Source organism: Nocardia puris (assembly GCF_003315035.1).
Taxonomy (GTDB): Bacteria; Actinomycetota; Actinomycetes; order Mycobacteriales; family Mycobacteriaceae; genus Nocardia; species Nocardia puris.
This window is the reverse complement of record NZ_QNRE01000012.1, coordinates 189,575-215,980: the sequence shown is the minus strand read 5'-3', so window position 1 is coordinate 215,980 and position 26,406 is coordinate 189,575. Positions and strand designations below refer to the sequence as shown.

General features: G+C 68.9%; 31 protein-coding genes and 2 tRNA genes. All 33 read left to right on the top strand.

Annotated features, from left to right (window positions below; all coding sequences use genetic code 11):
• The first annotated feature begins 50 nt into the window (after nucleotides 1–50).
• Nucleotides 51–587: a hypothetical protein gene (locus DFR74_RS26180; protein ID WP_067505021.1), complete on the top strand. Its 537-nt coding sequence runs from the start codon at nucleotides 51–53 to the stop codon at nucleotides 585–587.
• Between the two features lie 24 nt (nucleotides 588–611).
• Nucleotides 612–1,583: a hypothetical protein gene (locus DFR74_RS26175; protein WP_067505018.1), complete on the top strand. Its 972-nt coding sequence runs from the start codon at nucleotides 612–614 to the stop codon at nucleotides 1,581–1,583.
• 285 nt (nucleotides 1,584–1,868) lie between these two features.
• On the top strand, nucleotides 1,869–2,648 hold the full coding sequence (locus DFR74_RS26170) for a DNA-methyltransferase (protein ID WP_067505015.1): 780 nt from the start codon (nucleotides 1,869–1,871) through the stop codon (nucleotides 2,646–2,648).
• Nucleotides 2,639–2,710: transfer RNA gene (locus DFR74_RS26165), tRNA-Met, on the top strand. The genes DFR74_RS26170 and DFR74_RS26165 overlap by 10 nt, the downstream gene beginning before the upstream one ends.
• 301 nt (nucleotides 2,711–3,011) lie before the next feature.
• Nucleotides 3,012–3,083: transfer RNA gene (locus DFR74_RS26160), tRNA-Trp, on the top strand.
• Between the two features lie 130 nt (nucleotides 3,084–3,213).
• The gene (locus DFR74_RS26155) at nucleotides 3,214–3,546 is read left to right on the top strand and encodes a hypothetical protein (protein WP_147265931.1); all 333 of its coding nucleotides are present in this window, start codon (nucleotides 3,214–3,216) and stop codon (nucleotides 3,544–3,546) included.
• Nucleotides 3,543–3,854 (top strand): hypothetical protein, encoded by a 312-nt coding sequence (locus tag DFR74_RS26150; protein ID WP_067505008.1) that lies wholly within the window; start codon nucleotides 3,543–3,545, stop codon nucleotides 3,852–3,854. The genes DFR74_RS26155 and DFR74_RS26150 overlap by 4 nt, the downstream gene beginning before the upstream one ends.
• Nucleotides 3,851–4,510 (top strand): hypothetical protein, encoded by a 660-nt coding sequence (locus DFR74_RS26145; protein WP_067505005.1) that lies wholly within the window; start codon nucleotides 3,851–3,853, stop codon nucleotides 4,508–4,510. The genes DFR74_RS26150 and DFR74_RS26145 overlap by 4 nt, the downstream gene beginning before the upstream one ends.
• A 92-nt stretch (nucleotides 4,511–4,602) precedes the next feature.
• Nucleotides 4,603–4,944, top strand: coding sequence for an HNH endonuclease (locus DFR74_RS26140; protein WP_067505002.1), 342 nt, complete (start codon nucleotides 4,603–4,605; stop codon nucleotides 4,942–4,944).
• A gap of 138 nt (nucleotides 4,945–5,082) precedes the next feature.
• Nucleotides 5,083–5,529, top strand: a complete 447-nt coding sequence (locus DFR74_RS26135) for a phage terminase small subunit (protein WP_147265930.1) — start codon at nucleotides 5,083–5,085, stop codon at nucleotides 5,527–5,529.
• A complete protein-coding gene (locus tag DFR74_RS26130; RefSeq protein ID WP_084537393.1) occupies nucleotides 5,529–7,154 on the top strand; it encodes a terminase in 1,626 nt (541 codons plus the stop codon). Before DFR74_RS26135 ends, DFR74_RS26130 begins: the two co-directional genes overlap by 1 nt.
• A 4-nt stretch (nucleotides 7,155–7,158) precedes the next feature.
• Nucleotides 7,159–8,667: a phage portal protein gene (locus tag DFR74_RS26125; RefSeq protein ID WP_067504996.1), complete on the top strand. Its 1,509-nt coding sequence runs from the start codon at nucleotides 7,159–7,161 to the stop codon at nucleotides 8,665–8,667.
• Nucleotides 8,664–9,746, top strand: a complete 1,083-nt coding sequence (locus tag DFR74_RS26120) for a hypothetical protein (protein ID WP_067504993.1) — start codon at nucleotides 8,664–8,666, stop codon at nucleotides 9,744–9,746. Before DFR74_RS26125 ends, DFR74_RS26120 begins: the two co-directional genes overlap by 4 nt.
• Nucleotides 9,747–9,880: 134 nt before the next feature.
• Nucleotides 9,881–10,633 (top strand): hypothetical protein, encoded by a 753-nt coding sequence (locus DFR74_RS26110; RefSeq protein WP_157115801.1) that lies wholly within the window; start codon nucleotides 9,881–9,883, stop codon nucleotides 10,631–10,633.
• 15 nt (nucleotides 10,634–10,648) lie between these two features.
• A complete protein-coding gene (locus DFR74_RS26105; RefSeq protein WP_067504987.1) occupies nucleotides 10,649–11,383 on the top strand; it encodes a head decoration protein in 735 nt (244 codons plus the stop codon).
• A 12-nt stretch (nucleotides 11,384–11,395) separates the two neighbouring features.
• Complete coding sequence (locus DFR74_RS26100; protein ID WP_067504984.1) at nucleotides 11,396–12,430, top strand: major capsid protein; 1,035 nt, start codon at nucleotides 11,396–11,398, stop codon at nucleotides 12,428–12,430.
• A complete protein-coding gene (locus DFR74_RS26095; protein WP_067504981.1) occupies nucleotides 12,427–12,834 on the top strand; it encodes a hypothetical protein in 408 nt (135 codons plus the stop codon). The genes DFR74_RS26100 and DFR74_RS26095 overlap by 4 nt, the downstream gene beginning before the upstream one ends.
• The gene (locus DFR74_RS26090; protein WP_067504978.1) at nucleotides 12,834–13,217 is read left to right on the top strand and encodes a Gp19/Gp15/Gp42 family protein; all 384 of its coding nucleotides are present in this window, start codon (nucleotides 12,834–12,836) and stop codon (nucleotides 13,215–13,217) included. Before DFR74_RS26095 ends, DFR74_RS26090 begins: the two co-directional genes overlap by 1 nt.
• Nucleotides 13,201–13,554: a hypothetical protein gene (locus tag DFR74_RS26085; protein WP_067504976.1), complete on the top strand. Its 354-nt coding sequence runs from the start codon at nucleotides 13,201–13,203 to the stop codon at nucleotides 13,552–13,554. The genes DFR74_RS26090 and DFR74_RS26085 overlap by 17 nt, the downstream gene beginning before the upstream one ends.
• Entirely contained in the window at nucleotides 13,544–13,891 is a 348-nt protein-coding gene (locus tag DFR74_RS26080; RefSeq protein WP_067504973.1) for a hypothetical protein, read from the top strand. Before DFR74_RS26085 ends, DFR74_RS26080 begins: the two co-directional genes overlap by 11 nt.
• Nucleotides 13,888–14,385 carry a phage tail termination protein gene (locus DFR74_RS26075; protein ID WP_067504970.1) on the top strand — a complete coding sequence of 166 codons (498 nt, stop codon included), beginning with the start codon at nucleotides 13,888–13,890 and terminating at the stop codon, nucleotides 14,383–14,385. Before DFR74_RS26080 ends, DFR74_RS26075 begins: the two co-directional genes overlap by 4 nt.
• A 63-nt stretch (nucleotides 14,386–14,448) precedes the next feature.
• Nucleotides 14,449–15,369: an Ig-like domain-containing protein gene (locus DFR74_RS36760; protein WP_198161684.1), complete on the top strand. Its 921-nt coding sequence runs from the start codon at nucleotides 14,449–14,451 to the stop codon at nucleotides 15,367–15,369.
• An 86-nt stretch (nucleotides 15,370–15,455) separates the two neighbouring features.
• Nucleotides 15,456–15,893, top strand: a complete 438-nt coding sequence (locus DFR74_RS26065) for a hypothetical protein (protein WP_067504964.1) — start codon at nucleotides 15,456–15,458, stop codon at nucleotides 15,891–15,893.
• Nucleotides 15,894–16,003: 110 nt separating this feature from the next.
• On the top strand, nucleotides 16,004–16,321 hold the full coding sequence (locus DFR74_RS26060; RefSeq protein WP_067504961.1) for a hypothetical protein: 318 nt from the start codon (nucleotides 16,004–16,006) through the stop codon (nucleotides 16,319–16,321).
• The gene (locus DFR74_RS37330; protein WP_067504958.1) at nucleotides 16,321–20,562 is read left to right on the top strand and encodes a lytic transglycosylase domain-containing protein; all 4,242 of its coding nucleotides are present in this window, start codon (nucleotides 16,321–16,323) and stop codon (nucleotides 20,560–20,562) included. Before DFR74_RS26060 ends, DFR74_RS37330 begins: the two co-directional genes overlap by 1 nt.
• Nucleotides 20,559–21,479: a hypothetical protein gene (locus tag DFR74_RS26050; protein WP_067504955.1), complete on the top strand. Its 921-nt coding sequence runs from the start codon at nucleotides 20,559–20,561 to the stop codon at nucleotides 21,477–21,479. Before DFR74_RS37330 ends, DFR74_RS26050 begins: the two co-directional genes overlap by 4 nt.
• Nucleotides 21,476–23,182 carry a Gp37-like protein gene (locus tag DFR74_RS26045; RefSeq protein WP_084537391.1) on the top strand — a complete coding sequence of 569 codons (1,707 nt, stop codon included), beginning with the start codon at nucleotides 21,476–21,478 and terminating at the stop codon, nucleotides 23,180–23,182. The genes DFR74_RS26050 and DFR74_RS26045 overlap by 4 nt, the downstream gene beginning before the upstream one ends.
• 16 nt (nucleotides 23,183–23,198) lie before the next feature.
• Nucleotides 23,199–23,732: a hypothetical protein gene (locus DFR74_RS26040; protein ID WP_067504951.1), complete on the top strand. Its 534-nt coding sequence runs from the start codon at nucleotides 23,199–23,201 to the stop codon at nucleotides 23,730–23,732.
• Nucleotides 23,716–24,153 (top strand): peptidoglycan recognition protein family protein, encoded by a 438-nt coding sequence (locus DFR74_RS37325; protein WP_232331663.1) that lies wholly within the window; start codon nucleotides 23,716–23,718, stop codon nucleotides 24,151–24,153. Before DFR74_RS26040 ends, DFR74_RS37325 begins: the two co-directional genes overlap by 17 nt.
• Nucleotides 24,153–24,626 carry a hypothetical protein gene (locus DFR74_RS37320; protein WP_232331662.1) on the top strand — a complete coding sequence of 158 codons (474 nt, stop codon included), beginning with the start codon at nucleotides 24,153–24,155 and terminating at the stop codon, nucleotides 24,624–24,626. Before DFR74_RS37325 ends, DFR74_RS37320 begins: the two co-directional genes overlap by 1 nt.
• Nucleotides 24,623–24,910, top strand: coding sequence for a hypothetical protein (locus tag DFR74_RS26030; protein ID WP_067504948.1), 288 nt, complete (start codon nucleotides 24,623–24,625; stop codon nucleotides 24,908–24,910). The genes DFR74_RS37320 and DFR74_RS26030 overlap by 4 nt, the downstream gene beginning before the upstream one ends.
• Complete coding sequence (locus DFR74_RS26025; protein WP_067504945.1) at nucleotides 24,907–25,194, top strand: hypothetical protein; 288 nt, start codon at nucleotides 24,907–24,909, stop codon at nucleotides 25,192–25,194. The genes DFR74_RS26030 and DFR74_RS26025 overlap by 4 nt, the downstream gene beginning before the upstream one ends.
• 1 nt (nucleotide 25,195) lies before the next feature.
• Complete coding sequence (locus DFR74_RS26020) at nucleotides 25,196–26,377, top strand: hypothetical protein (RefSeq protein WP_067504936.1); 1,182 nt, start codon at nucleotides 25,196–25,198, stop codon at nucleotides 26,375–26,377.
• The last annotated feature ends 29 nt before the right edge of the window (nucleotides 26,378–26,406 follow it).

Sequence of the window (26,406 nt, the reverse complement as noted above, 5' to 3'; positions counted from 1 at the left end):
GTTACCGTACCGAGAGGGAGATGGTCCCTCACCCGAGATCGGAGCACCCGATGACCACCTGGACGATCACCCACCCCGACGGCGGCCACTACGTCACCGCCGACGCCACCGAGGCCCGCGAGATCATCGAGCGCATCACCTCCACCGGTGTCGCCCCCACCGTCGAGATCGCAGACGCCCCGCCCGCCGAAGAGTTCGACGTCGAGATCACCGAGAAGCGGCAGCGCGCCGGGCGGATGGCTGACGCGCCGTTCTCCGTGCGCGTGACCGACCCCTGGGGCGGGGTCAGCACGTGGGGCGGCTTGTGGAAGCGGGCCGACGCCGAGCAGTCCGCGGCCGAGCACATCACCCTCAAGCGCTCCGGCGAGTACGCGACCCTGTCCGCCCGCCAGGCCGCCGCCAAGGCGCGCCAGGCCGCGAAACCCGCAGCCGTGCAGCCCGCGCCGGCCAAGCGCCCGGCGACCCGCGATCGGCAGGCGATGCGCGTCGCCGACCTCATGGGCCTGCCCGCCCCGGCCGCGACCGGCCGCTGCCACTACTGCGGCCAGCCGCTCGACCGGCGCGGCCGCTGCACCGAGTGCGTGTGATCCCACCGAACCCAGGAAGGCATCATGACCATCACCATCGTGGTACTCAACACCACCACCGACGCCCCCGGCGTCGAGTACGGTCTCGCTGTCGAGGGCATACCCGCCCTCGAATCGCCTGAAGTCGTATCGTTCCTGGACGAACACGGCGCGTGGGACAACGCTGACACCGATACCTACGCCATTGTCGTGCCCGAGGAGCTGTGGAGCGCCGAGCTCAACGGCCTCCCCTACCTGGAGATCGACGCACCCGACGATCAGGTCGCGTGGCTCGTCGCTCAGGCGCAGGGTGAGGAGTATGACGACCCGAAAGTAGCTGCCGCGCAGCGCATCCAAGCCGCCCAGCAGGCAGTCCTCGACGCCGAGGCCGCTTTCGCTGCCGCAGTCCGCGACTCCGTCCAGCCGGTCGGACCGCTGTCCCACCGCGCGGCCGCGCGCGCCCTTGGCAGCCAGAGCCGCGACCGCATCACCCGCATCCTGGGGCGCAGCGAGGACGGCAGCGCACCCGCCGCTCCCGCACCGACCCCGACCGTGTACCTGCGCGGCGCCGGTGTCGGCGACGCCACCTGGGCGCGGGTCGTCGACGCCATGCACGCCCGCGGCTGGGCCACCGTCCGCGACCGCACCACCGCATGGCACCTCGCCCGCGGCGGCGTCCCCGTCGTCCTGGCCGATTTCAGCGCCCAGCAGGACGACGGCCTGGAGGAGCGCACCGTCACCGTCGGACGCGTGCGCGCCCGCTGGCACGAGGACGCCATCCCCGGCCGCGTGCGCGACCTCCTCACCACCGCCGACCAGGCCCGCCACTTCGGGGCCGACTGGCTCGACGAGCCGGCCACCGTCACCACCCGCGAGATGGAGCTGCCCCTCATCAGCGGCGGCCGGGCGTCGCGCCCGACCCGCCACGACCCCGACACCCTCAACCGACTCGGGCAGCCCGGTGCCTGGGTCCTCGACGAGGACGCCCTCGCCCGCCTCGTCGCCACCGCACTCTGACCAGGAAGGCACACAGCACATGTTCGACGAAAACCTCGGCTGGCAGTTCTTCGACCCGACCGCCTACAGCCCGTAAGAGGGCCCGCCACTACGGCGGGCCCTCACTCATGTGCACGGTTTCCGGCCCGTGTAGGTGTACAGATTGCACACCTACACGGGAATCTGAGTTACCCTTGCACCAGAAACCGCTGCTGACGACCCGTGCCCACGTCCGGGACAGTGGCGGTTTTTCTGTGCCCCAGATGGGCCGCGGGGGCTCCATCTGACGGCAGGAAGGCGCTGCTCATGAACGCCGACAGCACCCTCACCCACCTCGAGATCGGCACCTCCCGAATCGTCCACGGCGAATCCCTGGCCACCATGCGCCAGCTCGCCGAGCACCAATTCGACGCCGTGATCGCTGACCCGCCCTACTGCTCCGGCGGCGTCACCGCCGCAGACCGCACCAGCCGCACCGCCGCGCAGAAGTACGTCAGCACCGACTCCAAGTCCGGGCACGCGCTACCCGACTTCGGCGGCGACCAACGCGACCAACGGTCGTTCACCATCTGGTCATCGATCTGGCTCGGTGAAGCTTTGCGGCTGACCCGGCCCGGCGGCCAGCTGCTGGCGTTCACCGACTGGCGCCAGCTCCCCGCGCTCTCCGACGCACTCCAGGTGGCCGGCTGGCGGTGGCGCGGCATCGTCGTCTGGGCCAAACCCGGCGCCCGCCCACAACCCGGCTTCGCCAACGGCGCCGAATACATCCTCTGGGGCTCCCACGGAGTCCTCGGCCCCGACCACAAACCGCCCTGCCTCCCCGGCGTGTACAGCATCACCCGACCCACCGGGCGACAGCGCCAGCACATCACCGCCAAGCCCGTCGAACTCATGCGACACCTGGTGCGCACTGTCCAGCCCGGCGGCCTGATCCTCGACCCGTTCGCCGGCTCCGGAACCACCGGCGTCGCTGCCATCCTCGAAGGACGGCGGTTCCTCGGCATCGAAGGATCCCCCGAATACGCCGACATCGCTCGGCGCCGACTGGCCGACATCGAATCGGCCCCACCAACCGACGCGGCGTAGCGCAGCGGCAGCGCAACGGCCTCATAAGCCGAAGGTCGCGGGTTCGAGTCCCGCCGCCGCCACGGAACACCCACTCACCACCCGAAGGAGCAACCCCATGCTGTCCACCTTGTCCGCTGTCGCGTCCGCCGTCGACTGGGGCCTCGTCGGCGAAGCCCTCCTCAACGTCGCCGGCGCCATCATCCGCGCCATCCTCTGACCCCCAACCATCCGGGGATCCCGGATGGTTCCCCGATCGTTCGCAGCGCGTGAAACGCCCGCCTCGGGAGGGCCGGCAAAGCACCCCAACGGGCCGACATCGCTCGGCCCCGCAAGCCCATTGCGTCGAAGTGTGGGCGGGTCTGCTGCGCGCTGCGAACCCCTAGGCCCGTAGCTCAACCGGCAGAGCAGCGGTCTCCAAAGCCGCCGGTCCAGGTTCGACCCCTGGCGGGCTTGCTCACCACCCCCACCCACCCGAGAGGAACCTCCCGATGCTCGACTGCTGCCTCGCCGCGCTCATCAACACATGGCGCTGCACACCCATCCGCACCCTGGAATACCACGCCCCGATCGGCTGGTGGACCTGGTGAGCGAACACGAACTCGCGCGCGGCCTCGCCAGCATCGCCGCCCTCGCCGCCCTCGCAGCCATCGGCTACGGCACCCTGACCCTGATCCTCCAGATCGTCGGCGGCCTCATCAGCGGCGACTGGCGCTGGGACACCCTCATCGCCGCCGCCGCACTCACCGCAGTCGGCGCGCTCCACGTCAACCTCCGCCACTGGCAACGCCGCGCCCGCACCGCCGAGCAGCAGCTGCACGCCCACCACATCACGGTCACCGACCTCGACGCAGCCACCCGAGCCGCTAGCCGCCGCGCCGAACTCGACCACCTCCTGCGCCCGGAGCTGCGCCGATGACCAGCACGCGACTCATCCGCCTCTGGAACGGCGTAATGGAGTACTACGGCGACGTCGACCACGCCGTCACCGAACTGCCGGGCAACCGGCTCGAAATCGTGATCCCGCAAGGCCATCCCGCGTTCAAATGGCTCACCAAGGCAGCCGCAACACTGGAGCAGCGGTACGTCACCGTCGACGACGGACCCACCCGCGCAACCTACGTCCTCCACCACTGGAAGATCGAACACGACCCGCAGGTTCGGTGCCCACACTGCGGCACCGAACCCCGAATCGTCCAGCGCAGCAACTGGATCGAGGCGCCGTGACCATCATCGCCGCCTACGCCACCGACGACCACGTCGTCATGGGATGCGACACCGCCTCCACCCACGACGGCACATTCGTGTTCCGCGCCAGCACCGCCAAGATCCTCACACTCACCACCGGCACAGGCGAACCCGTCCTCTTCGGAGCCTCCGGACACGGCGCCATCCTGCCCCTCCTACGCCGCAACCTCGTCCTGCCCGAAAGACCCAGCAACCGGTACGTCGACGACTGGGCCAACGCCACCGCGGCCGCGATCACCAAGATCCTCGCCACCGCCAACCCGCCCGTCACCCACAACGACGACGGAGCCGGCCTCGACGGCAACATCCTCATGGCCTGGCGCAACCGCATCTGGCTCGTCCACGCACACGAAGCACTCCCCACCCACGGCGGCATAGCCGCCATCGGCTCCGGCCGCGACCTCGCCCTCGGCGCCATGCACGCCTACCGCGTCACCATCGCCATAGGCGACACCACACAGAACCTCATCGACGCACTCGGCATCGGCCGCCTGGACCCCACACAACCCGCCCTACCCACACCCGCCGAAACCATCGTCAGCACCGCCGTCATCATCGCAGCCCACCTCGACAGCGGCTGCCGCCTCGACGAACGCGGACCCCACATCGCCACCACCAGGCACACCAATGCGTAGCCGCCTCACCGAACTGCTCGACCAGCTGCACCTGCACCTCGTCCGCCTGGCCCTCCGCCTCACCGGCCACCCCTGGCTCTAGGCCGGGCCGCATGCCCAAAGCACCACGACGCTGCCCAGGACACGGCTGCACCAACCTCATCCGCAGCGCACGCTACTGCCCCGACTGCCAACCCGACCCGTGGTCCACCCCAAGCGGATGGCAGCGGCCGGCCAACTGGGACCGCGACCGACAGCACGTCCTCGAACGCGACAACTGGACCTGCTACCTCTGCGGCCAACCAGGTGCCGACACCGTCGACCACGTCCAGCCACAGCACCAGGGCGGACCCGACACACTCGACAACTACCGCGCCGTCCACGACCGCAACTGGCCCCACTGCCACCGCACCAAGACCAACCAGGACCGCGCCCGCCCCACCGCCGGCCACTGACCAGCGCCCAACCGCTACCCCCAGGGGGTAGGACCCCCCCGCCCCAGGTCAGGCAAGCAGCGGGACGCTCTGCACAATCTGCCGCGTACGACCACGGGGGTCGCGGCGCGCGCCAGCACCAGGAGGGAGGTGGTGTTCGTGGCCGCCTCCAAACCCGCCGGCCTCCGGCAGCGCCGCAACAAGACGACCACCCGCGCGACCCTGCGGCCGGTGAGCAACCCGACGATCCCGGACCTGCCCGACCACGTGGGCTGGCATCCCGCGGTGCTGTCGTGGTGGGAGGACTGCTGGTCCTCGCCGATGGCGCCGGAGTGGACCGAGTCCGATCGGCACACCCTGTTCCTGGCCGCGCGGCTGATGCAGCAGGTGTGGGACGACCGGACCTCGGCGGCGTCGCGCGTGACGAGCGCGACCGAGGCGCGGCACCTGCTGCGGGAGTGCGGGCTGACGCCGATGGCGCGGCGCACGCTGCAGTGGGAGATCGAGCGCGGTGAGGCTGCGGAGGAGCGGACGACGACGCGGCGGGCCGGGCGCCGGCCGAGCGCAGCACCGGATCCGCGTGAGGCGATGCGCCAGGTGACGTAGTGCTGCTGATCGTCCCGCCGCCGGACGATGAGCCGTGGCCCACTCTCGGGGACCAGGTGTGCGAGTTCATCGAGGAGCGCGCGGTATTCGGTCCCGGCAGTCTGAAAGGACAACCGGCGCGGCTGAATTCGGATCAGCGGTTCTGGATCTATCGCGCCTACGAGGTGTTCCCGCGAGGGCATCCGCGGGAAGGCCGGCGCCGGTTCCAGCGTGGCGGGATCTCGGTGCGCAAGGGCTCAGCGAAGACGGAGATGATGGCGTGGGTCGCCTACGCCGAACTGCATCCCGAATCGCCGGTGCGGTTCAACGGGTTCGAGCGGGATGGGACGTTGCGGCAGGGCCGTCCGGTGAGCGACCCCTACATCCCGCTGCTGGCGAACACCCAGGAGCAGGTCGCCGAGCTCGCGTACGGCGCGCTGATGGTGATCTGTAAAGAGGGCGCGGACCCGGAGCTGTTCGATATCGGGTTGGACCGGATCGTGCGGATCGACGCCGGGCGACCGGATGGCAAGGCCGTGCCGATCGCCGGCGCGCCGAACGCGCGCGACGGTGCGCGGACGACGTTCCAGGGCATCGACGAGCCGCACCGCCTGTACCTGCCGAACCACAAGGCCGCGGTCGAAACGATGATCGCGAACCTGCCTAAGCGGCCGCTCGAGGATCCGTGGATGATGTCGGCGACCACCGCCGGCCAACCCGGCCAGGACTCTGTTGCCGAGGACGAGTACTTCGAGGCCGAGAAGATCGCGCGCGGCGAGGTCGAGCGGCCCTCGTTCTTCTTCTTCCACCGCCAGGCGTCCGACGGCTACGACCTGGACAAGTTCGAGGACCGCGTGGAGGCGATCACCGAAGCGTCCGGCCCGGACGTGGCCGAATGGTCGGACATCGAAGGCATTGCGTCGCAGTGGGATCGACCGAAAGCCGACAAGACCTACCTGGAGCGGGTGTGGACCAACCGGTGGACGCAGTCGGCGGCGCAGGCGTTCGACGTGCGGAAGTGGAAGCCGCTCGAGCTGACCGGGGAGCAGATACCGCGCCGGGCCCGCGTGGTGCTGGGCTTCGATGGCGCACGTATGCGGGACTCCACCGCGCTGGTGATGGTCGACGTGGACACCGGGTTCGCGGAGCTGGTGGGCCTGTGGGAGCGGCCGGACGACGCGGACGAGGACTGGGAAGTCGACGAGGCCGAGGTGACCGCGAAACTCGCCGAGATCATGACCCGCTACCGCGTGATGCGCATGTACGCCGACCCGCCGCACTGGAACAACACGGTCGGCGAATGGTCAGCGAGGTGGGGCGACATCGTGCAGGAGTGGTGGACGAACCGGCAGCGTGCGATGGTCGCGGCGATCGGCTCCCTGATCGAGGCGATCGACACCGGCCGCGTGAGCCACAACGGGGACCCGAACCTGACCCGCCATCTGGGCAACGCGGGCAAACGCGAGATCAACCTGCTCGATGAGCACGGCAAGCGGTTGTGGATCCTCCAGAAGCTGCACCCGACAAGGAAATTCGACGCCGCGATGGCGCTCATCCTCGCGTGGCAGGCCCGCATGGACGTGCTGACCGCGCCACCGGCGAAGCGCCGCGGCCGCCGCGCTGCACGCATCACAGGGAGGCGGTGACCGAGTGGAGCTCAAACCCGACCAAGGCACCCCGGACTGGTGGTTCCAGCAGCTCATGGCCGGTTTCGACCGGTACGAGCCGCAGCCGTGGACCCCTCCGGGCGCGCCGCGGGAGGTGCGTGAGACCCGCCGCCAGCGGTTCGAGCGGCTGTGGGCGTACTACACAGGGCGGCCGCCGCTTCCGCAGGTTGCGGCCGACTACACCGAGGTTTTCCAGGCCGTGATGCGCAAGGCGCGCTGCAACTACGCGCCCATTCCGGTGCGGGCGCTGCGGGACCGGATGGTGTTAGTCGGTGCGAGCACCGACCAGGACAGCGACGTCGGCGGTGACGACCTGGCGGCCGAGATCGCCGAGGTCTCGAACCTGCAGGTCCAGGTGCAGGACCTGCTCGGCTTCCTGTTCGCGATGAGTGAGGCGTACGCCCTGGTGGTGCCGTCGGCGCCGGGCAGTGACAGCCGGCCGATGATCACCGCGCTGGATCCGCGGAACGCGATCGGCGTCCCGAACCCCGCCAACCCGAACATTCTGCGCGCGGCGATGGTGCGCAGCGTCGACGAGCTGCTCGGGACCGAGACCGCGCACCTGTTTCTGCCGGGGTGGCGGTACACGGCGAAGCGGTCGCTGCACCCGAATGGTGTTGTGCACCTGGCGAAGTGGGAATGGGAGGGTGAGCCGGAGCAGGTCGTCGGGATCGACGATCTCGGCGGCATACCCGTCATCCAGTTCCTCAACGAGAACGGGCTCGGCGAGTTCGAGGAGCACATCGACCTGCTGGACCGGATCAACGACACCACGCTGCAGCGGATCGTCCTGACCTGGTACCAGTCGTTTCGGCAGATGGCCGTCATCGGTGACCTCGAGGGCGACAGCGACGAGGAAAGCGACCTGCCGGAAGTCGACGACGAGTTCTGGGCCGACATGTTCCGCCGCGACCCGGGCGCGATGTGGCGCGTCCCGGAAGGCGTGAAGTTCTGGGAGTCCGCGCCGACCGACCTGACCGGCATCCTGAACGCCAAGCGCGACGATGTGAAGGAGTTCGGCGTTCTCACGTCGACGCCGCTGCACATGTTCGCGCCCGATTCGGCGAACCAGACCGCGGAAGGTGCCACCCTGACCAGGGAGGGTATCGAGTTCAAAGTGCGTGACCGGCGGGCCCGCGTCGAACCCGGTCTGAAGATGTTGCTGCGCATGGCTTTCGCGATGGCGGGTCAGGCCGCGCGCGGCGCGGGCCTGAAACTGCAGTGGGGCGTGCTGGAGAACAACAGTCTCGCCGACCGCGGCTCGGCGACCGCGCAGTCCCGTGGTGTGCTCTCGACGCGTAGCCAGCTGATCCGGATCTGGGGCATGAAGCCGGAAGAGGCCGAGCAGAACATCATCGAGTTGAACGCCGAGCGGCTGCTCACGCTGGCCACGAACTCACCCACATCGCCGCCCGCGCCCGGAGAGCCCGGCGACGGCTCCGAACCCGGCGATGACGACGAGCCCGGCGACGGATCGGGCGCGGCCGCGTGACGCAACCCGTTGCGGCGCTGACGTACTCGGAGGCGATGGTCGTGGCGTCGGCAGCCTACGCGGCAGCGCAGGTGCGGCCGGAACTGCTCGATCAGCTCGCCGCGACAACGGACGCGCTCGCAACGGTCGTCGACGGCGTCCACACGACGGTCGTCGAGGCGATCACGACGCTGTGGCGCACCACCAACCCCTACGACGACGACCAGGTGACCGCGTTCGCTGAGGCGGCCGGCCGTCACCTGATCTCCGCGCAGCGCAGCGTCGCTACCGCCACTGCGGCCGCGCAGACAGCTCAGCTCGAGGCGCTGGGCGCGCGACTGCGGGTCTCCGCGCAGATCCCCGACGACGTGCGCGGCGCCCGAACTGAAACGGCCACCGATACCGATACCGAGGTTGATCCGGTGCGGGCGGAGCCGAGTGCGGGGGAGCGGCGCGCCCGCGTCCGCTACGACAGGCCGACGTCAGCGGCGCGGTCCCGTGTCCACGTCGAGTACGCCGGCGGCGTCGAACGCGCGGTGCGCGTGGAGGATTCGCGCACGACCCGGGTGATGGTGCGCGCCGCGAAGGCCTACCGGTACGAGCGGTCGACGGGCCGCGTGCACGTCGAGGCGACCCGCGTCGCGGAGACGCGCATCGGCTCCATCGTGGAAGGGAATCTGCAGCTCGCGCGTGCGCTCGTGGAGACCGAGGCGCTGCAGCAGACCGTGGATCTCGACCGTGAGGTGATCGGGTACCGGCGCATCGTCCACCCCGAGCGGTCGCGGGGCGGGGTGTGCGGCATGTGCATCGTGGCCGCCGACCGGATCTACCGGATCGCGGAACTGAAAGCCATCCACGCGGAGTGCAAATGCACTGTGCTACCGGTGTTTTCGGACTACGACCCCGGTCACGCCCTGAATCGCAAGGACCTGGACGCCCTGTACGACGCGGCGGGCAGCACCGGCCGCGACCAGCTGAAGCGCACCCGCTACAAGGTCGAGGAGCACTCCGAGCTCGGGCCGATACTCGTGCCCGTGAAACCGGTGAAGGGCGGTACCGCCAAGCCGGAGCCGATCCGGTCCGCTATCACCGCCGGATGATCGCGCGCTTCGAAGCGCTGCTCTAACCCGGCACTCAACACGTTCCGCCGATCTCCGGGTCGGCGGCGGCCCGTCAGGGCACCCACACCCGGCCCCGTCACGGGGCGAAACACCAATCCCGACAGGGGAATTCGATGCTTGATCTGATCCACCCGGTTACTGGTCTGCGTGCGCTCGGCATGGGCAAGCGTGGCCCGATCTGGCCCGTCCTCGGCGCGTCCGGCGAGGCCGGCGGCAACGGCAATTCCGGCGGCGCAGGTGGCACTGGCGGCGCAGGTGGCACTGGCGGCGCAGGTGGCACTGGCGGCACGGGCGGCGACGGCGAGCCCGGCTACCCGGCCAACACGCCGGTCGCGGACATGACCGCCGAACAGCAGGCCGCGTACTGGAAGGCGCAGTCCCGCAAGCACGAAGGCCGCGTGAACGCCTTTGGCGGGCTGACGGCCGACCAGGTCACCGCGATGCAGAAGAAGCTCGCGGAGCTGGAGGACAAGAACCGCACCGAGTCCGAGCGTGCGATCGAGGCCGCCAAGGCCGAGGCCGCCCAAACCGCGCGCACCGCAGCCGATTCGGAGTGGAGGTCGAAGCTGCAGGCCGCAGAGCTCAAGGCCGCCGCCGCGACGATCCTCACCGACCCGGCGCAGCTGCAAGCGTTCCTCGAGATCGCCTCGCCCAGCAAGTTCGCCACCGAGACCGGCGAGATCGACCCCGACAAGGTCGTCAGCCATCTCACCGCGCTCTACGGCAACCCGCAGAAGTTCGGCGCAGGCGTACCCCAGCACCGGGATTGGGGACAGAACTCCGGCCGCCCCTCCGGCCAGTCCGGCATCGAGCAAGGCAAGGCCATGGCCGCCAAACGGCACCCCACTGGCACCAAGACAACCTGATGAAGGAGGCGAACCATGTCCACGGACATCGGTCGCGAGACCACCCACTACCAGGTGGACAACAAGCAGTGGCTACTCGACATCCACGGCACCGATTACACCCCCAACGCGACGCTGGACATCAGCCTGTTCACCGCCGCGGGCACCAACGAGGTCCAGACCCTCACCATCTCCGGGTCGCCGACCGGCGGCACGTTCACCGCGACGTTCGGCGGCGAAACCACCGACGACATCGCGCACAACGCCAGCGCCGCCACCGTCGAGGACGAGCTCGAGGGCCTGTCCACGATCGGCGCGGGCAACGTCACCGTCACCGGCAGCGCGGGCGGCCCCTACACCGTGACGTTCATCAACGCGCTCGGCCAGCGCAACGTCGCCCAGCTGACGGTCGCGCACGAGTTCACGGGCGGCTCCTCGCCGAACATCACCCCGGCGACCGTGACTCCGGGCGTCAACTCGCACTTCCCGGACGGCTACATCCCGTCGGGCACCGTCATCGGCCGCGTCACGAGCACGGGCCTGTACGGGCCGTACTCCGACAGTGCGAACGACGGCCGCGAAGTCGCCCGCGGGCTCACGTTCGCGAAGGTGATCGCCCGTCGCGCGAACGGCAGCCTGGCCAGCCAGGTCGGCACCGGCCGCCTGATCCATGGGTTCGTCAGCCCCGCCAAGCTCCCGTTCCAGTCCGGCCCCGGATCGCTCGACGCCGCCGCCGTCGCCGATCTGCCCGGCATCCGGTTCGAGTCGTAAGGAGACGACGAGATGGCTCTCTTCCTGGACGGTCCGGTCCCCCTCGACGCGACCGCGACCTACACGCAGTCCATCCCGATGCCGTCGAATCTGGCGCTGTCGGGACTGTTCCCGCGCCGCGAATTCGATAGCGACACAATCGATTTCGCGACCATCACCAAGACCAACCGGGCCGCGAGGTATCGGAACTGGGATGGTACGCACTGGGTTTCGGCGCGCGACACCGGCAAGCAGGACCGCGTGCGGATGCTGCCGCTCGGCGCCACCCTGTCGATGGGTGAGTACGAGCGTCGCCAGCTCGAGTTCGCGCGCCTGGGCGGCACTCTGGTCGAGTCGCTGGCCACTGCGGTCTACAACGATCTCGACAACCTCACCGAGCAGGTCTACAACCGCATCGAGCTCGCGTGGGGCGACGTGCTGGACGACGGCGTCCTCGAGATCAACGAGAACGGGGTGCACCAGGTCCTCGACTACGGCATCCCGACCAACCACATGGTCGCGCCCGCGATCCTGTGGTCGGATGTCGAGAACTCCACGCCACTCGACGATTTCGTCGCGTGGGGCGACCGGTGGGAGGCGACGACCGGCAGCATGCCGGGGCAGTTCCTGACCAGCCGCAAAGTGCTGCGGCTGCTGCAGCGCAACAAGCAGTTCATCAACGCGGTGCACGGTGCCGCGGCCGGCCGCACGCGGGTCACGATCCCCGAGATCAACGACATCCTCGGCGGCGAGGGCCTGCCCCCGCTTGGCGCGGAGTACAACAGCAACTTCGACATCGACGGCACCTCGGTGCGCGTGCTGCCGGAGAACAAGCTGCTGTTCCTGCCGGACAATCCGGCCGAGCTCGGTTTCACCGCGTGGGGTACTCCCACTACCGCGCTGGAGCTCGCGGCCAACAAGGTCGAGCTGGAGACCGCGGCGGGCATCCTCGGCGTCATCGAGCGCGAGGACGGTTTCCCCTACCGCAAGCACGCCTCGGTGGATGCGGTCGGTATGCCGGTCCTCGGGGACCCGCGCAAGCTGCTGATCAGCGAGGTCATCGCATGACCCGCCTGAAGCGGCACGTGCACGTCACCGACGAGACCGGTGCCGTGCACGAATTCGGGCCGAACCAGTACATCCCGAAGTGGGCGCGGGCGAAGATCACCAACCCGGCGGTGTGGGAATCCCGCCCGCCGGAGCCGGAACCCGAGCCGGAACCCGAGCCGGAGCCCGCGCCGCCTGCGCCTCCGGCTGAACCGCCGCAGACACCGCCGCCCGCAAGCGACGACGGTGCTGGGCACGGCGCCACGCCGGCGGCGGTGGGTGACGGTCCGCCGCCCCAGACCGGTCCGGCCGCGTCCCGCGTCGTCTGGGAGGAGTACGCGACCGCGAATGGCGTTGAGGTGCTGCCGGACTGGAAGCGCGCCGACATCATCGCGGCCTGCGAGGCCGCCGGGGTGCCGGTCTGATGTTCGCCACCCGGGACGACGTCCGCGGCCATTTCGAGGGCGTCATCCCGACCAGCCGGAACGCGTGGCTGGACGCGAAGATCACCGCAGCATCCACGCTGCTGATCTCTCTGGTCCCATCCATGGCCACCACGACCGACCCGGTCCGGCTGGACCGGGCCCGGGACATGGTGTGCGAAGCCGTGCTGCGCGTGTACCGCAATCCCGCAGGCGCGCAACAGGAATCGGCGTCGGTATACTCCGTGACCCGCTCCCGTGCCGCGGGTTCCGGCCAGCTGTATTTCGAGGAGTCGGAGCTGGACGCCCTGCGCGGGCACGGGAAGCGCCGCAAGTTCGGCACCATCCCCACCGCGCCGTGGAGGGTGGATGTTTTCGGCCGGTGAGACCGTCACGGTCTCGCGACCGGGAGAGCGCGACCGTACCGGCGATCCGGGCCCGGCGACCACGCACACGGTCGATGGGTGCGCGATCACCATGGTCGACACCACCGACGCCGTCACCCGTAACGACACCCGCGCCAGCGGGGAACGCCGCAGCTCGGTGATCACCCGGATCGAGTTGCTCTGCCCGCCAGGGGCGGACATCCGATCCGGTGACCACGTCATCGTCGGCGGCATCAAGTACCGCGTCGACGGTCAGCCCTGGCCGGTGCACTCCCCGTTCACCGGTTGGGAGCCGGGAGTCGTGGTGCGGCTGAGAGGAGTGTCGGATGCAGCATGACATCCCGGTCCCGAATCCGGCCGTCACGGCGCTGCTGATGTCACGGGAGATGCGGGCGCTGATGTGGGAGCGCGGCGAGATCGCCCAAGCCCTCTACCGCGAGATCGTGTCGAAACGTACTGCGAGGCTTGCGCGTTCGGCTCGGCCGGAGACGTTCGTGGGCGGCGACCGGAACGACCGCTGGTGTGTGCGGCTGCTCGTCGGCGGGCCCGGAGCCTACTACGGTCTGCCGCACGAGTTCGGGTACGAGATCGAGCACGAGGACGAAACGGTCACGGTCGTCGAGGGCGCCCACGACCTGAATCTGGTGCTCAACGCCATGGGGACGCTGCTGTGACCATCGTCTTCCCGGGCTGGTACGAGGGCGGGTTCCCGGACGCCGAGCTCGTGGCCATGGACCTGGCGCAGACGTTCCTCGACATGCTGACACCGCAGGGCCTGGCGGTGCAGTGGCTGACCGCGGACCACACCGCGCTCGTCGAGTCCGGGACGCCGGTCGTACGGGTCTACCGCGGCGGGATGGCCATGGCCAGCGGCCTTTTCGACCCGTCCGCAGTGCAGTTCGGGGTGATCGCCCGGACCCGCAGCGACTCCTGGGCCGTCCTGGAGTACCTCCGGCAGATGCTGTTGTCGTACGAGCACGGCGGCGACGTGCGCCGAGAGGACGGCAGCATCACCCACCTCGCCTCGGCGGAGGAGATCCAAGGGCCGCAGATGCTACCCGGGCTCAACCCCGACCACCGCCTCGTGCCGATGACGTTCCGGCTGCTGATGCGACGACCGCCGAACCTCCCGGATTACGCCGTCATCCGCGAATCCCTCTCCCTCTGAATCGAATTCGACGGGCACCGCGCCGTGCGCGCGGCGGTCCGTCACGTCCATAAGGAGTGCCTCATGGCCCCGACTACGTTCCTCGCCCTCAAAGGCAAGAACGACCCGCTCGTCTTCACCGCGCTGGATTGGCTGGTGATGCTGCACGTGTGGTCGCCGGGTGCACCGTACATGCCCGCCGACCTGTGCGACGCCTCCGGTGTGCTGCAAACCCTGCCCGCTGGCTGGCTGACGAGCGGTGAGATCCAGAAGCAGGCCGCCGTCAGCATCGCACCGGACCTGCAGACCTCCCCGATCGAGGGCTACGGCTCGTCCGGCCCCCGACGCCTGGTCCCCACCAGCGAGGGCCTGACGGTCGACTACACCGCGCAGGAATGGCGCAAGATCAACCTGAGCCTGTGGCACAACGTCGATCTCGCGTTGACCACCGCGTCGCCGGGCAAGGGCTTCAACGCGTCCAAGACGTCCTCGCTGGACATCTTCTACTACAGCGCACTGCTCGTCGCGCGTGACCGCGGTTCGAGCGGAGACCTGTACCCGTACTTCAAGCTGCCCAAGGTCGCGGTCTCGCGGCGCGGCCCGATGGCCGGCAACCAGGGCACCGAACTCGGCCTGCCGCTCACCCTCGGCATCTTCGACGACGCCGACTTCGGCGACGGTGACGAGGGCGGCCTGTACGACTTCGGCGTCTCGGGCGCAGGTTTCGACGCGATCGCCGAGGACGCCGGGTTCATCACCGCGGCATCGTCGATCGTCGTGCACCCCTCCGCCGTGGAGCTGGAGGAAGGCGAGCACCTGCAGCTCACCGTGATCGACAACAACGGCTACAACCGCACGGCCGAATGCACCTGGGGCTCGGGCACTCCCGCCGTCGCGACGGTGTCGACGTCCGGTCTGGTCACCGCGGTCTCGTCCGGCTCGGCGACCATCACCGCCACCCTCGGCGGACTGACCGACACCTGCGCGGTCACCGTCCCGGTCTGATCGGCCACCAGGTCGTCCCGCGCCCCCACCGGCGCGGCGCGGGACGACCCTCATCTCCCGAAAGCGCCGGACTTCCAGGAGGATTCATGCCCGCCCCTCGAAAGACTCCCGCCCGCAAGGCCCCGGCCAAGAAGACCGCCGCGCCGAAGCCCGCCGACGCTGCGGCGGCCGCGCGCAACGCCGCGTTCGAATCGCTGCGCCAGCGCGCCGCCGGAATCGAATTCGTCGAGGCCAACATCGAGCCCTACGTGCTCGGGCCCGACATGGGGTTCGACCCGCCGATCGTGATCAAGTGGCCCGAAAACGACGCCGTCCGCTGGTCGCTCGAGCTGGCGGCGCGCCGCGGTGACGCGGTCGCGTTCATCGGCGCGCTGGTGTCCGACCCGGACATGCTGCGCATCATCGCCGCCACCTACGACCAGCCGGACGCCAAACGCATCCTGTACGGCCTCTACCTGCGGCTCCAGGATCACTTCTTCGGCGCCGGCGCGGGTGATGTGCCGGGGGGTACTCCGGCCTCGTAGACGTCGTTGGCGGGTACGGGGCCGCGCTGCGCTGGGACCTCCACGAAATCCTCCACCTCGACCTCGACGACTGGCTGCGCGGCGAGCGGAACTGGGTCGACCTCTGGGAGATGCTGCCGCGCCTGGAGGCCCGCGCGGGCACCGCCTACGGCGCGGCGCGGCTGCGAGATCCCGAAGTCGTCGCGGCGCTCGCCGCCGCGAAAGACGACAACCCCGCGCCCTCCATCGAGGGGTACACGGCGCTGTCCGCAGCACTGAACCGGATCGAGAACCGTCTCACCCAAATCGCCTGGATCGCAGCGAAATCCGATCCCTCTACCGCGCCGGTCGCGCCCGGACCCGAGTACCCGCACCTGGTGCTGCGTGAGCAGAACCGGCGCGCGGACATGCGCGACCTCGAGCTGCAACTGATCCCGGAAGGAGGCTGATGCCCACCTACAGTGCCGGTTCGGCCAGCGTCGAGATCAAGCCCGACTTCCGCGGATTCGTGCAAGACCTGCGCGAGGACCTCGAGAAGGTCGAGGCGCGTCTCGGGATCGAGATCAACCCGGACATGGCGGGGTTCACCGAGGCCCTCTACACCAAGCTCCGCGAGATCGAGGCCGGCCTCGACCCGCTCGACATCGAGCTGAATCCCGAGGTCACAAATTTCATCATCAAGCTCGAAACCGAGCTCGAGAAGATCCGTGCGGACCTCAACGTCGAACTCGGTGTCACCGAGGCCGCGTACGAGAAGCTGCAGGCCGACATCGAAAAGCGGCTGACCGCAATGCGTTTCAGCGTCGAAGTGCGCGTGTCGGCGAACACAAAAATGGCCGCGTCCGAACTCGCGGCGCTGCAAGCCGCGTACAAGCGGATGACGATGCGCGTCGACGCGGACACCGCGGCCGCGGCCGCCCAGATCGCGGCCCTGAACCGCCGCAACATCACCGTCGGTGTCCGCGCGAACCGGTCGAATCTCGCCGGCATGTTCGGGCCCGTCGGGCTGAACGTCGGCGTGCTCGGCCTGTCCGCGCTCCCGGCCGCAGCGACAGCCGTCGCGAGCATCGGCGCGGACCTGCAGGGCATCCTCCAGTCCGCTGTCGCACTGCCCGGCATGTTCGCGGGCGCGGCAGCCGCGGTGTCGGTGCTCTCCGTCGGCCTGGACGGGCTCGGCGACGCCCTCTCCGACAAGCCGGAGAAGGCCGCCGAAGCCTACGCCAAGCTCGGCGCCGAAGGCCGCGCGATCGTCGACACCGCAAAGAGTTTCAGCGGTGAGTGGGACCGGATCAGCGCACTCATCAGCAGCACCACCCTGGCCGGTCTCGATCAGCCACTCGGGGACCTGCTGACGAACCAGCTTCCCGTACTCGAACGCGGAATGCAGTCCGTCGCAGGCGAATTCAACGGACTGTTCCGGACGTTGCTCAGCGAGGCGGGGAACCAGGAGTCGCAGGACACTCTGTCGCGGATCTTCGGGAACACCGCCGAGTCGGTCGGCATCCTCGAAACCGGCATCGATGGAGTGGTCGGATCGCTGCGCACCCTCACGGGGACAGGTTCGGCGGTCCTGCCCCGGCTGGCGCAGGGATTCGCCGACGCCGCGAACCGGTTCGACGCGTTCCTGCAGCGGGCCGACGATTCCGGGGACCTGTCGCGCTGGATCGATGAGGGCATCACCGCGGTGGACCGGTTCGTCTCCGTGCTCGGCAACCTCGGTGCGATCTTCGCCAGCGTCTTCCGCGCGGTGCGCGGCGAGACGGACGGGTTCCTCGCGACCACCGACAAGCTGACCGAGGGGTGGGCGTCGTGGCTGAAATCCACTGAGGGACAAGCCGAACTGCGCCTGTTCTTCCGCGATGCGCGCGAGCAGATGGACCAGTGGCAACCCGTCCTGTCCAGCATCGGCGAGATCCTCGGCACGGTGATGGAAGCCGCACAGACCTGGTCGGCGATCCTGCTGCCCTTCCTGAACGTCGCGGCGGACCTGCTCGGCGAGCACGACTCCATCCTGAAAGCGGTCCTGATCAGCTGGCTCGCGTACAAGACGCTGGCGCCCATCTTCCTCGGCCTCCAAAGCGCCGTCGCCAGCACCACACAGCACCTGCACAAATTCCAGGCAGGTGCCGCTGCGGCGGGCGGCGCCGCGGGTGCGGGCGCGCTCAGCCGGGCGATCGGCGGGATCGGCGCGATGCTAGGCCCGGCCGGATGGGTCACCCTGGCCATCAGCGCCGCCGCGATCGGCATCGGCCTGCTGGCCACCCGCCACCAGGAAGCCGCCGCGGCCGCCGACGAACAGCGCCGCAAGCTCGAGCAACTCCGCGAAACGCTGAACAAGCACACCGGCGCAGTCACCGACGAAACCATCGCCAGCACCACCAAGGACCTAGAGACCAGAGGCCTTCTGGAGCAGGCGGAAACGCTCGGCGTGGACCCGCGGGAGTACGTGCGGGCAGGCCTCGGCCTGGACCCTGACGCCCGGACCGGGATCAACAACCGGATCACCGACATCATCGTCGGGGAGGAACAGGCGCGCGGCTTTAGCTCCTGGTGGGAACTCGCGCGGCGCCAGAGCGGGCTCAACGACGAGCAGATCGCCCAGGCACTGCAGGGCATCCCCTCCGCTGTCGAACAGTACGCGCAGTCCGGCACGACCATCGACTTGGCGGAACTGAAGCGCACCCTCACCGACACCGCCGATTCAGCCGCCACCCTCGGCGGCGAGATGAACGGTCTCGAAACCGCCACCGGGCAGGCTGGTGAGGCGGCGCGGCGGATCAACGCCACCCTCAACGGCACATTCCGTCTCACCGACGAAGGTGCGCAGAGGTTTGAGGCACTCGGGCTCGCGGTGATGAGCGTGCCCGACGCACGCACCGTCCAGATCAAGCTGACCGACGAGCAGCAGCGCGACTTCGACTCCCTGCGTACCCGCCTCGAGGAGTTCGGCTACAAGATCGAGCGGCTGCCGAACGGCACCGCAACGATCGTCCTGGAGGACGAGGCTGCGCGCGCAGCGATCGCGGAGATCACCAAGCCGGCCACGAAACCCGTCACGATCACCTACACCGGCGAGTTCAACAAGCCGGAGGGGATGCGGCAGCCGATCCCGCGCGCTCTCGGCGGGTCGATCCTCGGCGGTATCCCTGGCCGCGACAGCGTGCCGATCCTGGCGATGCCGGGCGAGCACATGCTCGACACCACCGACGTCGCCCGCCTCGGCGGGCAGCAGGGGGTGTATAGGTTCCGGGCCGCGCTGAAGGCCGGCCTGGTGCGGCCGATGGCCACCGGCGGCGCCGTCGAATGGACTGACCAGAACGAGATCGATCTCCAGCAGGCGCAGAACGCGATCACCCGCGCCGAGGAGAAGCAGACCAGGGTCAACGCCAACCCGAAGTCCACTGAGGCCGACAAGCGGGCCGCGGCGCTCGCTGTCGAGGAGGCCCGGCTCAAGGCCCAGAAGCTGGAGAACAGGAAGTCGGGCATCGCGGGCGGGCCGGACGCCACCGTGCTGCCGCAGGCGCCGCTGCCCGGTCGCCGCTCGAATGAGGATCTGGACCAGGAGGACGCCCAGGCCCGCGTCGACCAGGCCAACACCAAACGCAACCAGGTCTACAACGACCCGAACTCGACGCCCGAGCAGAAGTCGGCAGCCGACCGCGACTACCAGCGCGCCCAGAACGCCTACGAGGAGAGCCTCAAGTCCGGCAGCGGAAAGGGCGGGAGCGACGGGCTGCCGGAGGAGTACTCGCTGCAGGGGATCTTCTCCCGCGCGGGCGGGATCCTCGCCGAGGGCCTGCTCTCGTTCTTCGGGCTGGAGAACTCGATCCTGTCGTCGTCGAACGTCTACAACCGCGGCATCAACGCGGCCATCGACCACTTCACCGGCCAGCAGGGCGAGGACACCACCAGCAGCGGTGAGGGGTATGCGTACGAGCCGAAGAACCTGCCCACCACCAGCAGCGATACCGAATCGTCTTCGTCCACTGGAGATTCCAGCTCGAGCGACGCCAGCTCGGCGGTCCCCGAGTACAGCCCGGCCGGTGGTGTGGAGCAGTGGCGTGGGCTGTTCGCGCAGGTCCTGTCCGCGTTGTCGATGCCTGCGTCGTGGCTGGATCTCGGTCTCGCGCAGATGAGAACGGAGTCGGGCGGCAACCCGAAGGCCATCAATCTGTGGGACATCAACGCCAAGAACGGCACGCCGTCCAAGGGTCTGATGCAGGTGATCGACCCGACATTCGCCGCGAACCGGAGTGCACTGTACCCGAACGACATCTGGCATCCGGCCGCGAATATCGCTGCGTCCCTGCGCTACACGGTCGGCCGCTACGGCTCCCCTGTCGGGGTGTGGGGTCAGGGCCACGGCTACGACCAGGGCGGTATCGCCAACGGGATCGGGCTGATGCTCAAACAGACCATCCGGCCCGAGCGGGTCCTCTCACCGCGGCAGACCGAGGTGTTCGAGTCGGCGCTTCCGCTGCTGGAGTCGATCCGCGGCGCGATCGGCACACCTGCACCGGCGCCGCCGGCGTGGCAGCCCAGCACCGGCCAGCAGACCGGACCGGCGGCGCGGGATCACTCGGTCAACTTCCACGGCCCCGTGTCGGTGATGGACATGCATGAGCTTGTGCGAGAACAGGATCGGTGGACGGGCATGCAGGCCCAGGGCGCGCTGGCGGTGTACGGATGAGCCGGTTCCTGACCCTGTTCCTCAACGGGGCTGACGGCTCGCGGTGGAACCTCACCGACGAAACCGAGGGCGCGTTGTTGCGGCCGGGCCCGCAGAAGATCTTCGACGCGCCAGCCAGCACGTATTGGCTGGAAACCTCGACGGGCAGCCACTACCAGGGGATGCGGTACGACCGCCGCGATCCCGTGTTCTCGGTGCAGCTGCACCACCCGAGCCGCGACCCGTACGCGTGGGCCGACCTCGACTCCCGGTTCCGGATGGCCCTCGGCAAGGTCGGCGACGGCGTCTTCGAACTGGAAGCGCACACCAATTACGGCATCCGGCGGCTGAAGATGCGGCAGCTCACCGAGCCGACCGCGTACGCGACCGCCGAGTACGAGGGCAAAGATCCGTGGCTGTACCGGGATTCGACGCTCGCGATCGCGGCCGCGTGCGAGAACCCGTTCTGGGAGGCCGACCCGCTCGTCCTCGAATGGGAACTGGAGTCCGGCGAATCCGGCGAGGCCATGCTGCCGTTCGAGAACCGCGGCGATGTCGAGGTGTGTTGGCGGGCGCAGGCGACCGCGCCCGCGCAGTGGCGGTTTCAGGACCGCTCGTGGGGTCAGAAGCTGTACGCGAAGACGACGCCGCCCTATCACCGGGCGATCGACGACGCGAACCGGATGGCGGAGTGGCTCCCTCTGTTGCTGCCCGGTGAGGACCTGTCGATCGACACCGACCCGGACGAGCCGACGCTCGTGGCCGCGAACGGTGCGCTGGTGCAGGGGCGGTGGGACGGCAACGGCTTCCTCTACCCGCTGCGGGCGGGGCTGCTGCCGACCGATGTGCCGGTGATGGTGCGCAACGCGTATCCCGGTGCGGCGGTGAAGGTCTGGATTCCGCGCCGGTTCTCGCGGCCGTGGGGGGTGACACTGTGACCTCCACGCTGGCGAACATCGACGAGCTGCACGCGCAGTGTCAGGAGATCCGCGGCTGGTACCACGACCTGCGCCGCCTCCCGCCGCACATCCGGCTCTGGATGAACCGCGAGGACGGCTCACCCGGGCTGGTGCTGAAGGGTCGCGTGCCGGAGACGGCGGCCGGGAAATTCCCGTGGCGGAAGAATCAGTCGCAGCCCGGCATGCTGCGGCTGCGCCTGGATCATCACCTCGCGCGCTGGCTGACGTCCATTCCGGAGGACCCGGAGGTGAAAAAGAACGTCGTCATCACCGTCGATCATATGGGCGGCGCGAAGCGATGGTCCGGACTGCTCAAGAATTGGAAGGTCGTCACCAAAGGGCGCATTCACTATCTTGAAGTTACGTGGGTCGATGATTTGCAATTCTTGCAATTCATGCTCGGACCGCCTAATCCTGCACTGCCCATTCCGGTATTCCAATTTCCGCGGGTGCTGCCAATTTTCGGTCCTGCAAAATGGGCAATTTCTATCCTGATTTTGATGAATTTGATTCGCCTGAATGGTCATCCGTGGACATTGCCGGACGATCCATTCAACGTCGAATCTTGGGATGATTTATTTGATTGGTCGGACTGGCAAGTCTTGATCAAGGCTAAAGCGTTCGATCTGGACGATTCGTCGCTGTGGACGATCCTCGCGACGCGCATGAACCGCATGGACATGGTCATCGCTGACGCCCTCGAGGACGCCCAGCTGACCCTGACGTATCGCCGCATCCTGACGGTCGACGGCGAAACCTCCCCGGTCGAAGGCGTCGACGAGGTCGCCAACGGCGCGCTCGTCCTGGAGGTCGTGGACAACTCCGGTTTCTACGCCGCTGACGGCACCGGCACCGGGGGTGGAATAGCCGGTGGCCTGCAACGATCCATCGCCATGTTCCTCGCCGGGTTCGTCGAGGATACGCGCGTCCTGATCACCGACGACCAGCAGATCTACCCCGACGAGTACTACCAGGGGCACTGGCTCGGGACCGTACCGTCCCGGCCGTGGGTCGTCATCCGTGACGGCCCCTACAGCCAGGTCGAGACGCGGGAGCTGACATGGGCGCCCGCGACCGCGGTGTCCGTCATCGTGGGCGGCGACAACCCGCTCGCAGACAATCTCGCCCGGCTGACGATCGAATCCATCGCCGCGCTGATCGGCTATTTCCTGCTGGCCGGATTCTCCGGCCTCGGATCAATTGTCGCGGACGCGGTCATGCCGTTCCTCGTCGGAACGATATTCGCGTGGCTGCAGTGGACAAACCATTCACGCGCCCACAACTTGGGGTGGGTGCACCTGTGGGAAATCTACCAGCAGGGCGCGGAAAACAATTCGTGGTCACTGTCCGCGATCGCCGCGCTGCGGGCGGGGTTCCTCGCCACGAGGGCGGAGACCGCGCACCAATTCACCATCCGATTCGGTGGTGAATACCTGCCCGGCCTGCATTTCGATATCGGGCACCGGATCGGGTCCTTCGCCTCACATGTGACGGACAAACTGTTCGTGGACCAGGTCGAATTCATGGAGTTGTCCTGGGATTTCGGTGCCGGGCAAACCTACGGCTGGACCACGACCGTCGGCAACGCGAAAGCGTCGATGTCGATGGCCGAGCGCAGCGCACGCCTGCTCAACAAGGCGCTGCAGACGATGCAGAACATCGGCGTCCACCTCATCTCCTGAATTGGTAAGGAGCGCAGTGCATCCCGTCTTCTACCAAGGCGCGGACCAGCTGACCATGCTGACCGCGATCCTCGACGCATTCCCCGGCCAGAACGACGGGGTGCTCGTCCCGATCCATCCCCGCGTCCGCGAGAAGTGGGCGCGGGCCCTGCTGCGGCGCGGCGTGCGCCTGCACCCCGACGCGATGGAGGAACTGCCCATCGCCTCCACCGACCATCCGGAGGCAGGGTGGCTCGCACCGCAAACGTGGGTCAGCCGCGCGAAATACGAAGCCGCGCACCAGGCCACCGCCGACGCGGCGACCACGCAGGGCGCGGCGGCGGCGCCGACCGGCGATGCGCGGACGGCCGAACAGCTGCGCCAGATGCTCGCCGCCGTCGACCCGGCCATGGAGCGCCGGATCACCACCACCACCGACCCGGAACTGCGCGCGCAGATGGCGGCCGAAGCGGCCGCCGCGATCCCGGAGTACCTCGCGGCCATCAGAGACCTCACCAACAAGGCCGAGGCCGCACGACAGAAGGAGGCAGCCGATGACATGGAGGGGTGACCCGGTCTGGCTCGCAGATGTGCTGCGCGCCGAGGGACTTCGGGTCCTGGAACACGACGGCTGGCTGCAGCGCGGGCACGGCGACTTCCTCGACATCCGCGGGATCATCTGCCACCACACCGCGGGCGGCGGCGCGAACGACTGGCGCATTGTGCAGAACGGCCGCCCCGGCCTGCCGGGCCCGCTCGCGCAGCTCGTTCTCGAGCGCGACGGCCTGTTCCGGGTGATCGCGGCGGGCGTGTGCTGGCACGCCGGCCGCGGCTCCTGGCCTGGCTGGCCCACGAACAACGCCAATTTCCACACGATCGGCATCGAGGCCGTCAACAACGGCGTCGGCCAGGAATGGCCGGCCGTCCAGCTCGACGCCTACAAGCGGGGCTGCGCTGCGATCATGCGCCGCCTGGGACGGAGGGCCGCCTGATGGGCGACGTCGTCGGCCACAAGGAATACAGCAGCGAGGGGAAGATCGACCCCTTCGGCATCGACATGAACGCGTTCCGCCGCGATGTCCAACGAATCCTCGACGGCCCGACTCCGGGCCCGAATCCACCGGGAGACAACATGTCTGACAATCGGCTCGCCGAAATTCACCACCAGATCGGCGTCCCGCACCAGGTGCGGAAAGCGTTCCAGAAGATCTTCTACAACGTGCGGGACGGCGAACTCTGGACGCGCGCCGGTCTCGCCGACATCTGGAACGAAGTCGTATGGGATGGGTTCGTCAATCAGGTCGACCTGCTCGACGGCAAGGACGACCCCGACCAGAAGCCGGACTCGACGAACAAGGCGCGTCGCGGCTCCCTGATCTCGTACGTGCTCGCCACCTACCGGGAGGCGACGCTGGCGCGCCGGAACACCGACGAGATCCTGCGGCTGCTGCGGGAGTCGCGGTGAACCGGCTACGTCAGCTCCTCGCTGACGAACCACTCCTCACCCGCGTCGGGCCCGCAGTCGCGCTGCTCGTCGCCTACCTGCTCGCCCGCGGCGTGATCGACTCCAGCACAGCCGATCTCGTCGTCGGCATCGTCGGCGTGCTCGTCGGCGGCGGCGTCATGGCGTCCGCGCGGTCGAAGGTCACCCCGTGGCGCCCGTACGACAAGGGCGGGATTCTCGGCACCGACCCGACGCTGCCGTGGGTGCCGCCGCGCGACAACACTGAGGGTGGTGATCGGTCGTGACGTGGTTGACCGCCGAGGTGATCCAGGCGCTGGGAGCAGCGTTCGCGATGGTGATCACGGCATGGACCGCGCACCAGGCGCGCGAGGTGAAACGCCTCCGTGAGCGGGTGGAAGAGCTCGAGCAGCAGCAGAAGGACGAGCAGCAGCGGTTCCGCGCGGCCGCCAAGGTTATTCGGCAGCTGCGCCGGTACGCCGACGACCTGTGCGACGCGATGCGCCGCGCCGGGCTGGTACCGCCGCCGAGCCCTGTCGTGATCCCGCCGGAGCTCGCCGAGGAGATCTGAGATGTCGTTCCCCGTCGGCGGCGGGTTCGACGGCACCGAGTGGGGCGCGTCGGCGGGTGGATCTATCCCGGGGATGCCCGGCCGCACCCAGGACGCCGTCACCGAACACCTGCAACAGCAGGTCGAAACGGACAGCTATTGGCCTGGCCTCGGCGGCGGGCTGATCGGGCTGATCCTGTCGCTGATCGCGGGCGGAATCGCCGCTATCCTGGGCGGTTTCGCCTCCGTGATCGAAGCGATCTTCGGGATCGTGAACAACTCGTACGTTGCTGATCTACCGATCATCACCGATCACACCCAGCAGCTCGCCGATCTCGAGGCCGCGTTTCAAGCGCAGATCATCCAGGGCGACGCATGGGTTTTCACCGACGGTGAGATCTGGACACCGTCCGAGGGAGTCCTGTTCCTCGAGGTCATCCTGATCGCGGCCGGCGCCGGTGGTGGCGGCGGCCGCGGTGACGCGCTGCCCGGCCAGCGTTCCGGCGGCGCGGGCGGTGGCGGCGGCGGCGAGGTGCACCTGATGAGGCTGCCAGCGTCGCTACTCCCGAAGGACGGCGGCGGGAACTTCCTGCCGCTGGAGATCGGGATCGGCGCAGGCGGCGCGGGCGGCGCGGCCAACACTGGCAGTAACGGGGTGTCCGGCCATGGTGGAGGCAACACCACCCTCGGACCCGTCGGCGAGGATCCGTGGCTCACCGCGGGCGGCGGCAACGGTGGCGGCGGGGGGCTCGGCGGCGGCATCGGCGGCGGGGGCGGCGCTGGGCGCGGTAGCCACCCAGGCCTCGGCGGCGTCGGCATGATCCCCGGCGGCGACGGCGGTGCGGGTGGTGGCGGTGACGCCGACCTGGCGATGGGCAGCCACGGCGGCGGCTCCTACGCCTCGCACGACCTCTACGGAGGTGGAGGCGGCGGGGGCGGCGGGGGCGGAAACAACATAGGGGGAAATTCCGTGGGTGGTTTCGGCGGGCAGGGAGGCATCTCGCCCGGCGGTATCACCGGCCAGCCCGGTACCTCCCCAAGCGCGGTCGTCGCGACCGGCGGCGGCGGTGGCGGCGGCGGGAGCGCCGTGCAGGTAGGCGCGGCCGGCGCCTATCCGGCCGGCGGTGGCGGAGGCGGCTCGGAGAACGCGAGCGGCGGCGCGGGCGCGGCTGGTGTCGCCTACATTATCGAACGGTTCGCGTAACTGTGGCTGCACGGATTGTGCTGGTCATG

Excerpts from the sequence above, each read along its gene's own strand:
- DFR74_RS26065 (WP_067504964.1), top strand. The coding sequence starts at position 15,456 with ATGCCCGCCCCTCGAAAGACTCCCGCCCGCAAGGCCCCGGCCAAGAAG.
- DFR74_RS36760 (WP_198161684.1), top strand. The coding sequence starts at position 14,449 with ATGGCCCCGACTACGTTCCTCGCCCTCAAAGGCAAGAACGACCCGCTC.
- DFR74_RS26170 (WP_067505015.1), top strand. The coding sequence starts at position 1,869 with ATGAACGCCGACAGCACCCTCACCCACCTCGAGATCGGCACCTCCCGA.
- DFR74_RS26140 (WP_067505002.1), top strand. The coding sequence starts at position 4,603 with ATGCCCAAAGCACCACGACGCTGCCCAGGACACGGCTGCACCAACCTC.
- DFR74_RS26110 (WP_157115801.1), top strand. The coding sequence starts at position 9,881 with ATGCTTGATCTGATCCACCCGGTTACTGGTCTGCGTGCGCTCGGCATG.
- DFR74_RS26105 (WP_067504987.1), top strand. The coding sequence starts at position 10,649 with ATGTCCACGGACATCGGTCGCGAGACCACCCACTACCAGGTGGACAAC.
- DFR74_RS26020 (WP_067504936.1), top strand. The coding sequence starts at position 25,196 with ATGTCGTTCCCCGTCGGCGGCGGGTTCGACGGCACCGAGTGGGGCGCG.
- DFR74_RS37320 (WP_232331662.1), top strand. The coding sequence starts at position 24,153 with ATGGGCGACGTCGTCGGCCACAAGGAATACAGCAGCGAGGGGAAGATC.
- DFR74_RS37325 (WP_232331663.1), top strand. The coding sequence starts at position 23,716 with ATGACATGGAGGGGTGACCCGGTCTGGCTCGCAGATGTGCTGCGCGCC.
- DFR74_RS26150 (WP_067505008.1), top strand. The coding sequence starts at position 3,543 with ATGACCAGCACGCGACTCATCCGCCTCTGGAACGGCGTAATGGAGTAC.
- DFR74_RS37330 (WP_067504958.1), top strand. The coding sequence starts at position 16,321 with ATGCCCACCTACAGTGCCGGTTCGGCCAGCGTCGAGATCAAGCCCGAC.
- DFR74_RS26085 (WP_067504976.1), top strand. The coding sequence starts at position 13,201 with ATGTTTTCGGCCGGTGAGACCGTCACGGTCTCGCGACCGGGAGAGCGC.
- DFR74_RS26090 (WP_067504978.1), top strand. The coding sequence starts at position 12,834 with ATGTTCGCCACCCGGGACGACGTCCGCGGCCATTTCGAGGGCGTCATC.
- DFR74_RS26050 (WP_067504955.1), top strand. The coding sequence starts at position 20,559 with ATGAGCCGGTTCCTGACCCTGTTCCTCAACGGGGCTGACGGCTCGCGG.
- DFR74_RS26080 (WP_067504973.1), top strand. The coding sequence starts at position 13,544 with ATGCAGCATGACATCCCGGTCCCGAATCCGGCCGTCACGGCGCTGCTG.
- DFR74_RS26060 (WP_067504961.1), top strand. The coding sequence starts at position 16,004 with ATGCTGCCGCGCCTGGAGGCCCGCGCGGGCACCGCCTACGGCGCGGCG.
- DFR74_RS26180 (WP_067505021.1), top strand. The coding sequence starts at position 51 with ATGACCACCTGGACGATCACCCACCCCGACGGCGGCCACTACGTCACC.
- DFR74_RS26100 (WP_067504984.1), top strand. The coding sequence starts at position 11,396 with ATGGCTCTCTTCCTGGACGGTCCGGTCCCCCTCGACGCGACCGCGACC.
- DFR74_RS26095 (WP_067504981.1), top strand. The coding sequence starts at position 12,427 with ATGACCCGCCTGAAGCGGCACGTGCACGTCACCGACGAGACCGGTGCC.
- DFR74_RS26175 (WP_067505018.1), top strand. The coding sequence starts at position 612 with ATGACCATCACCATCGTGGTACTCAACACCACCACCGACGCCCCCGGC.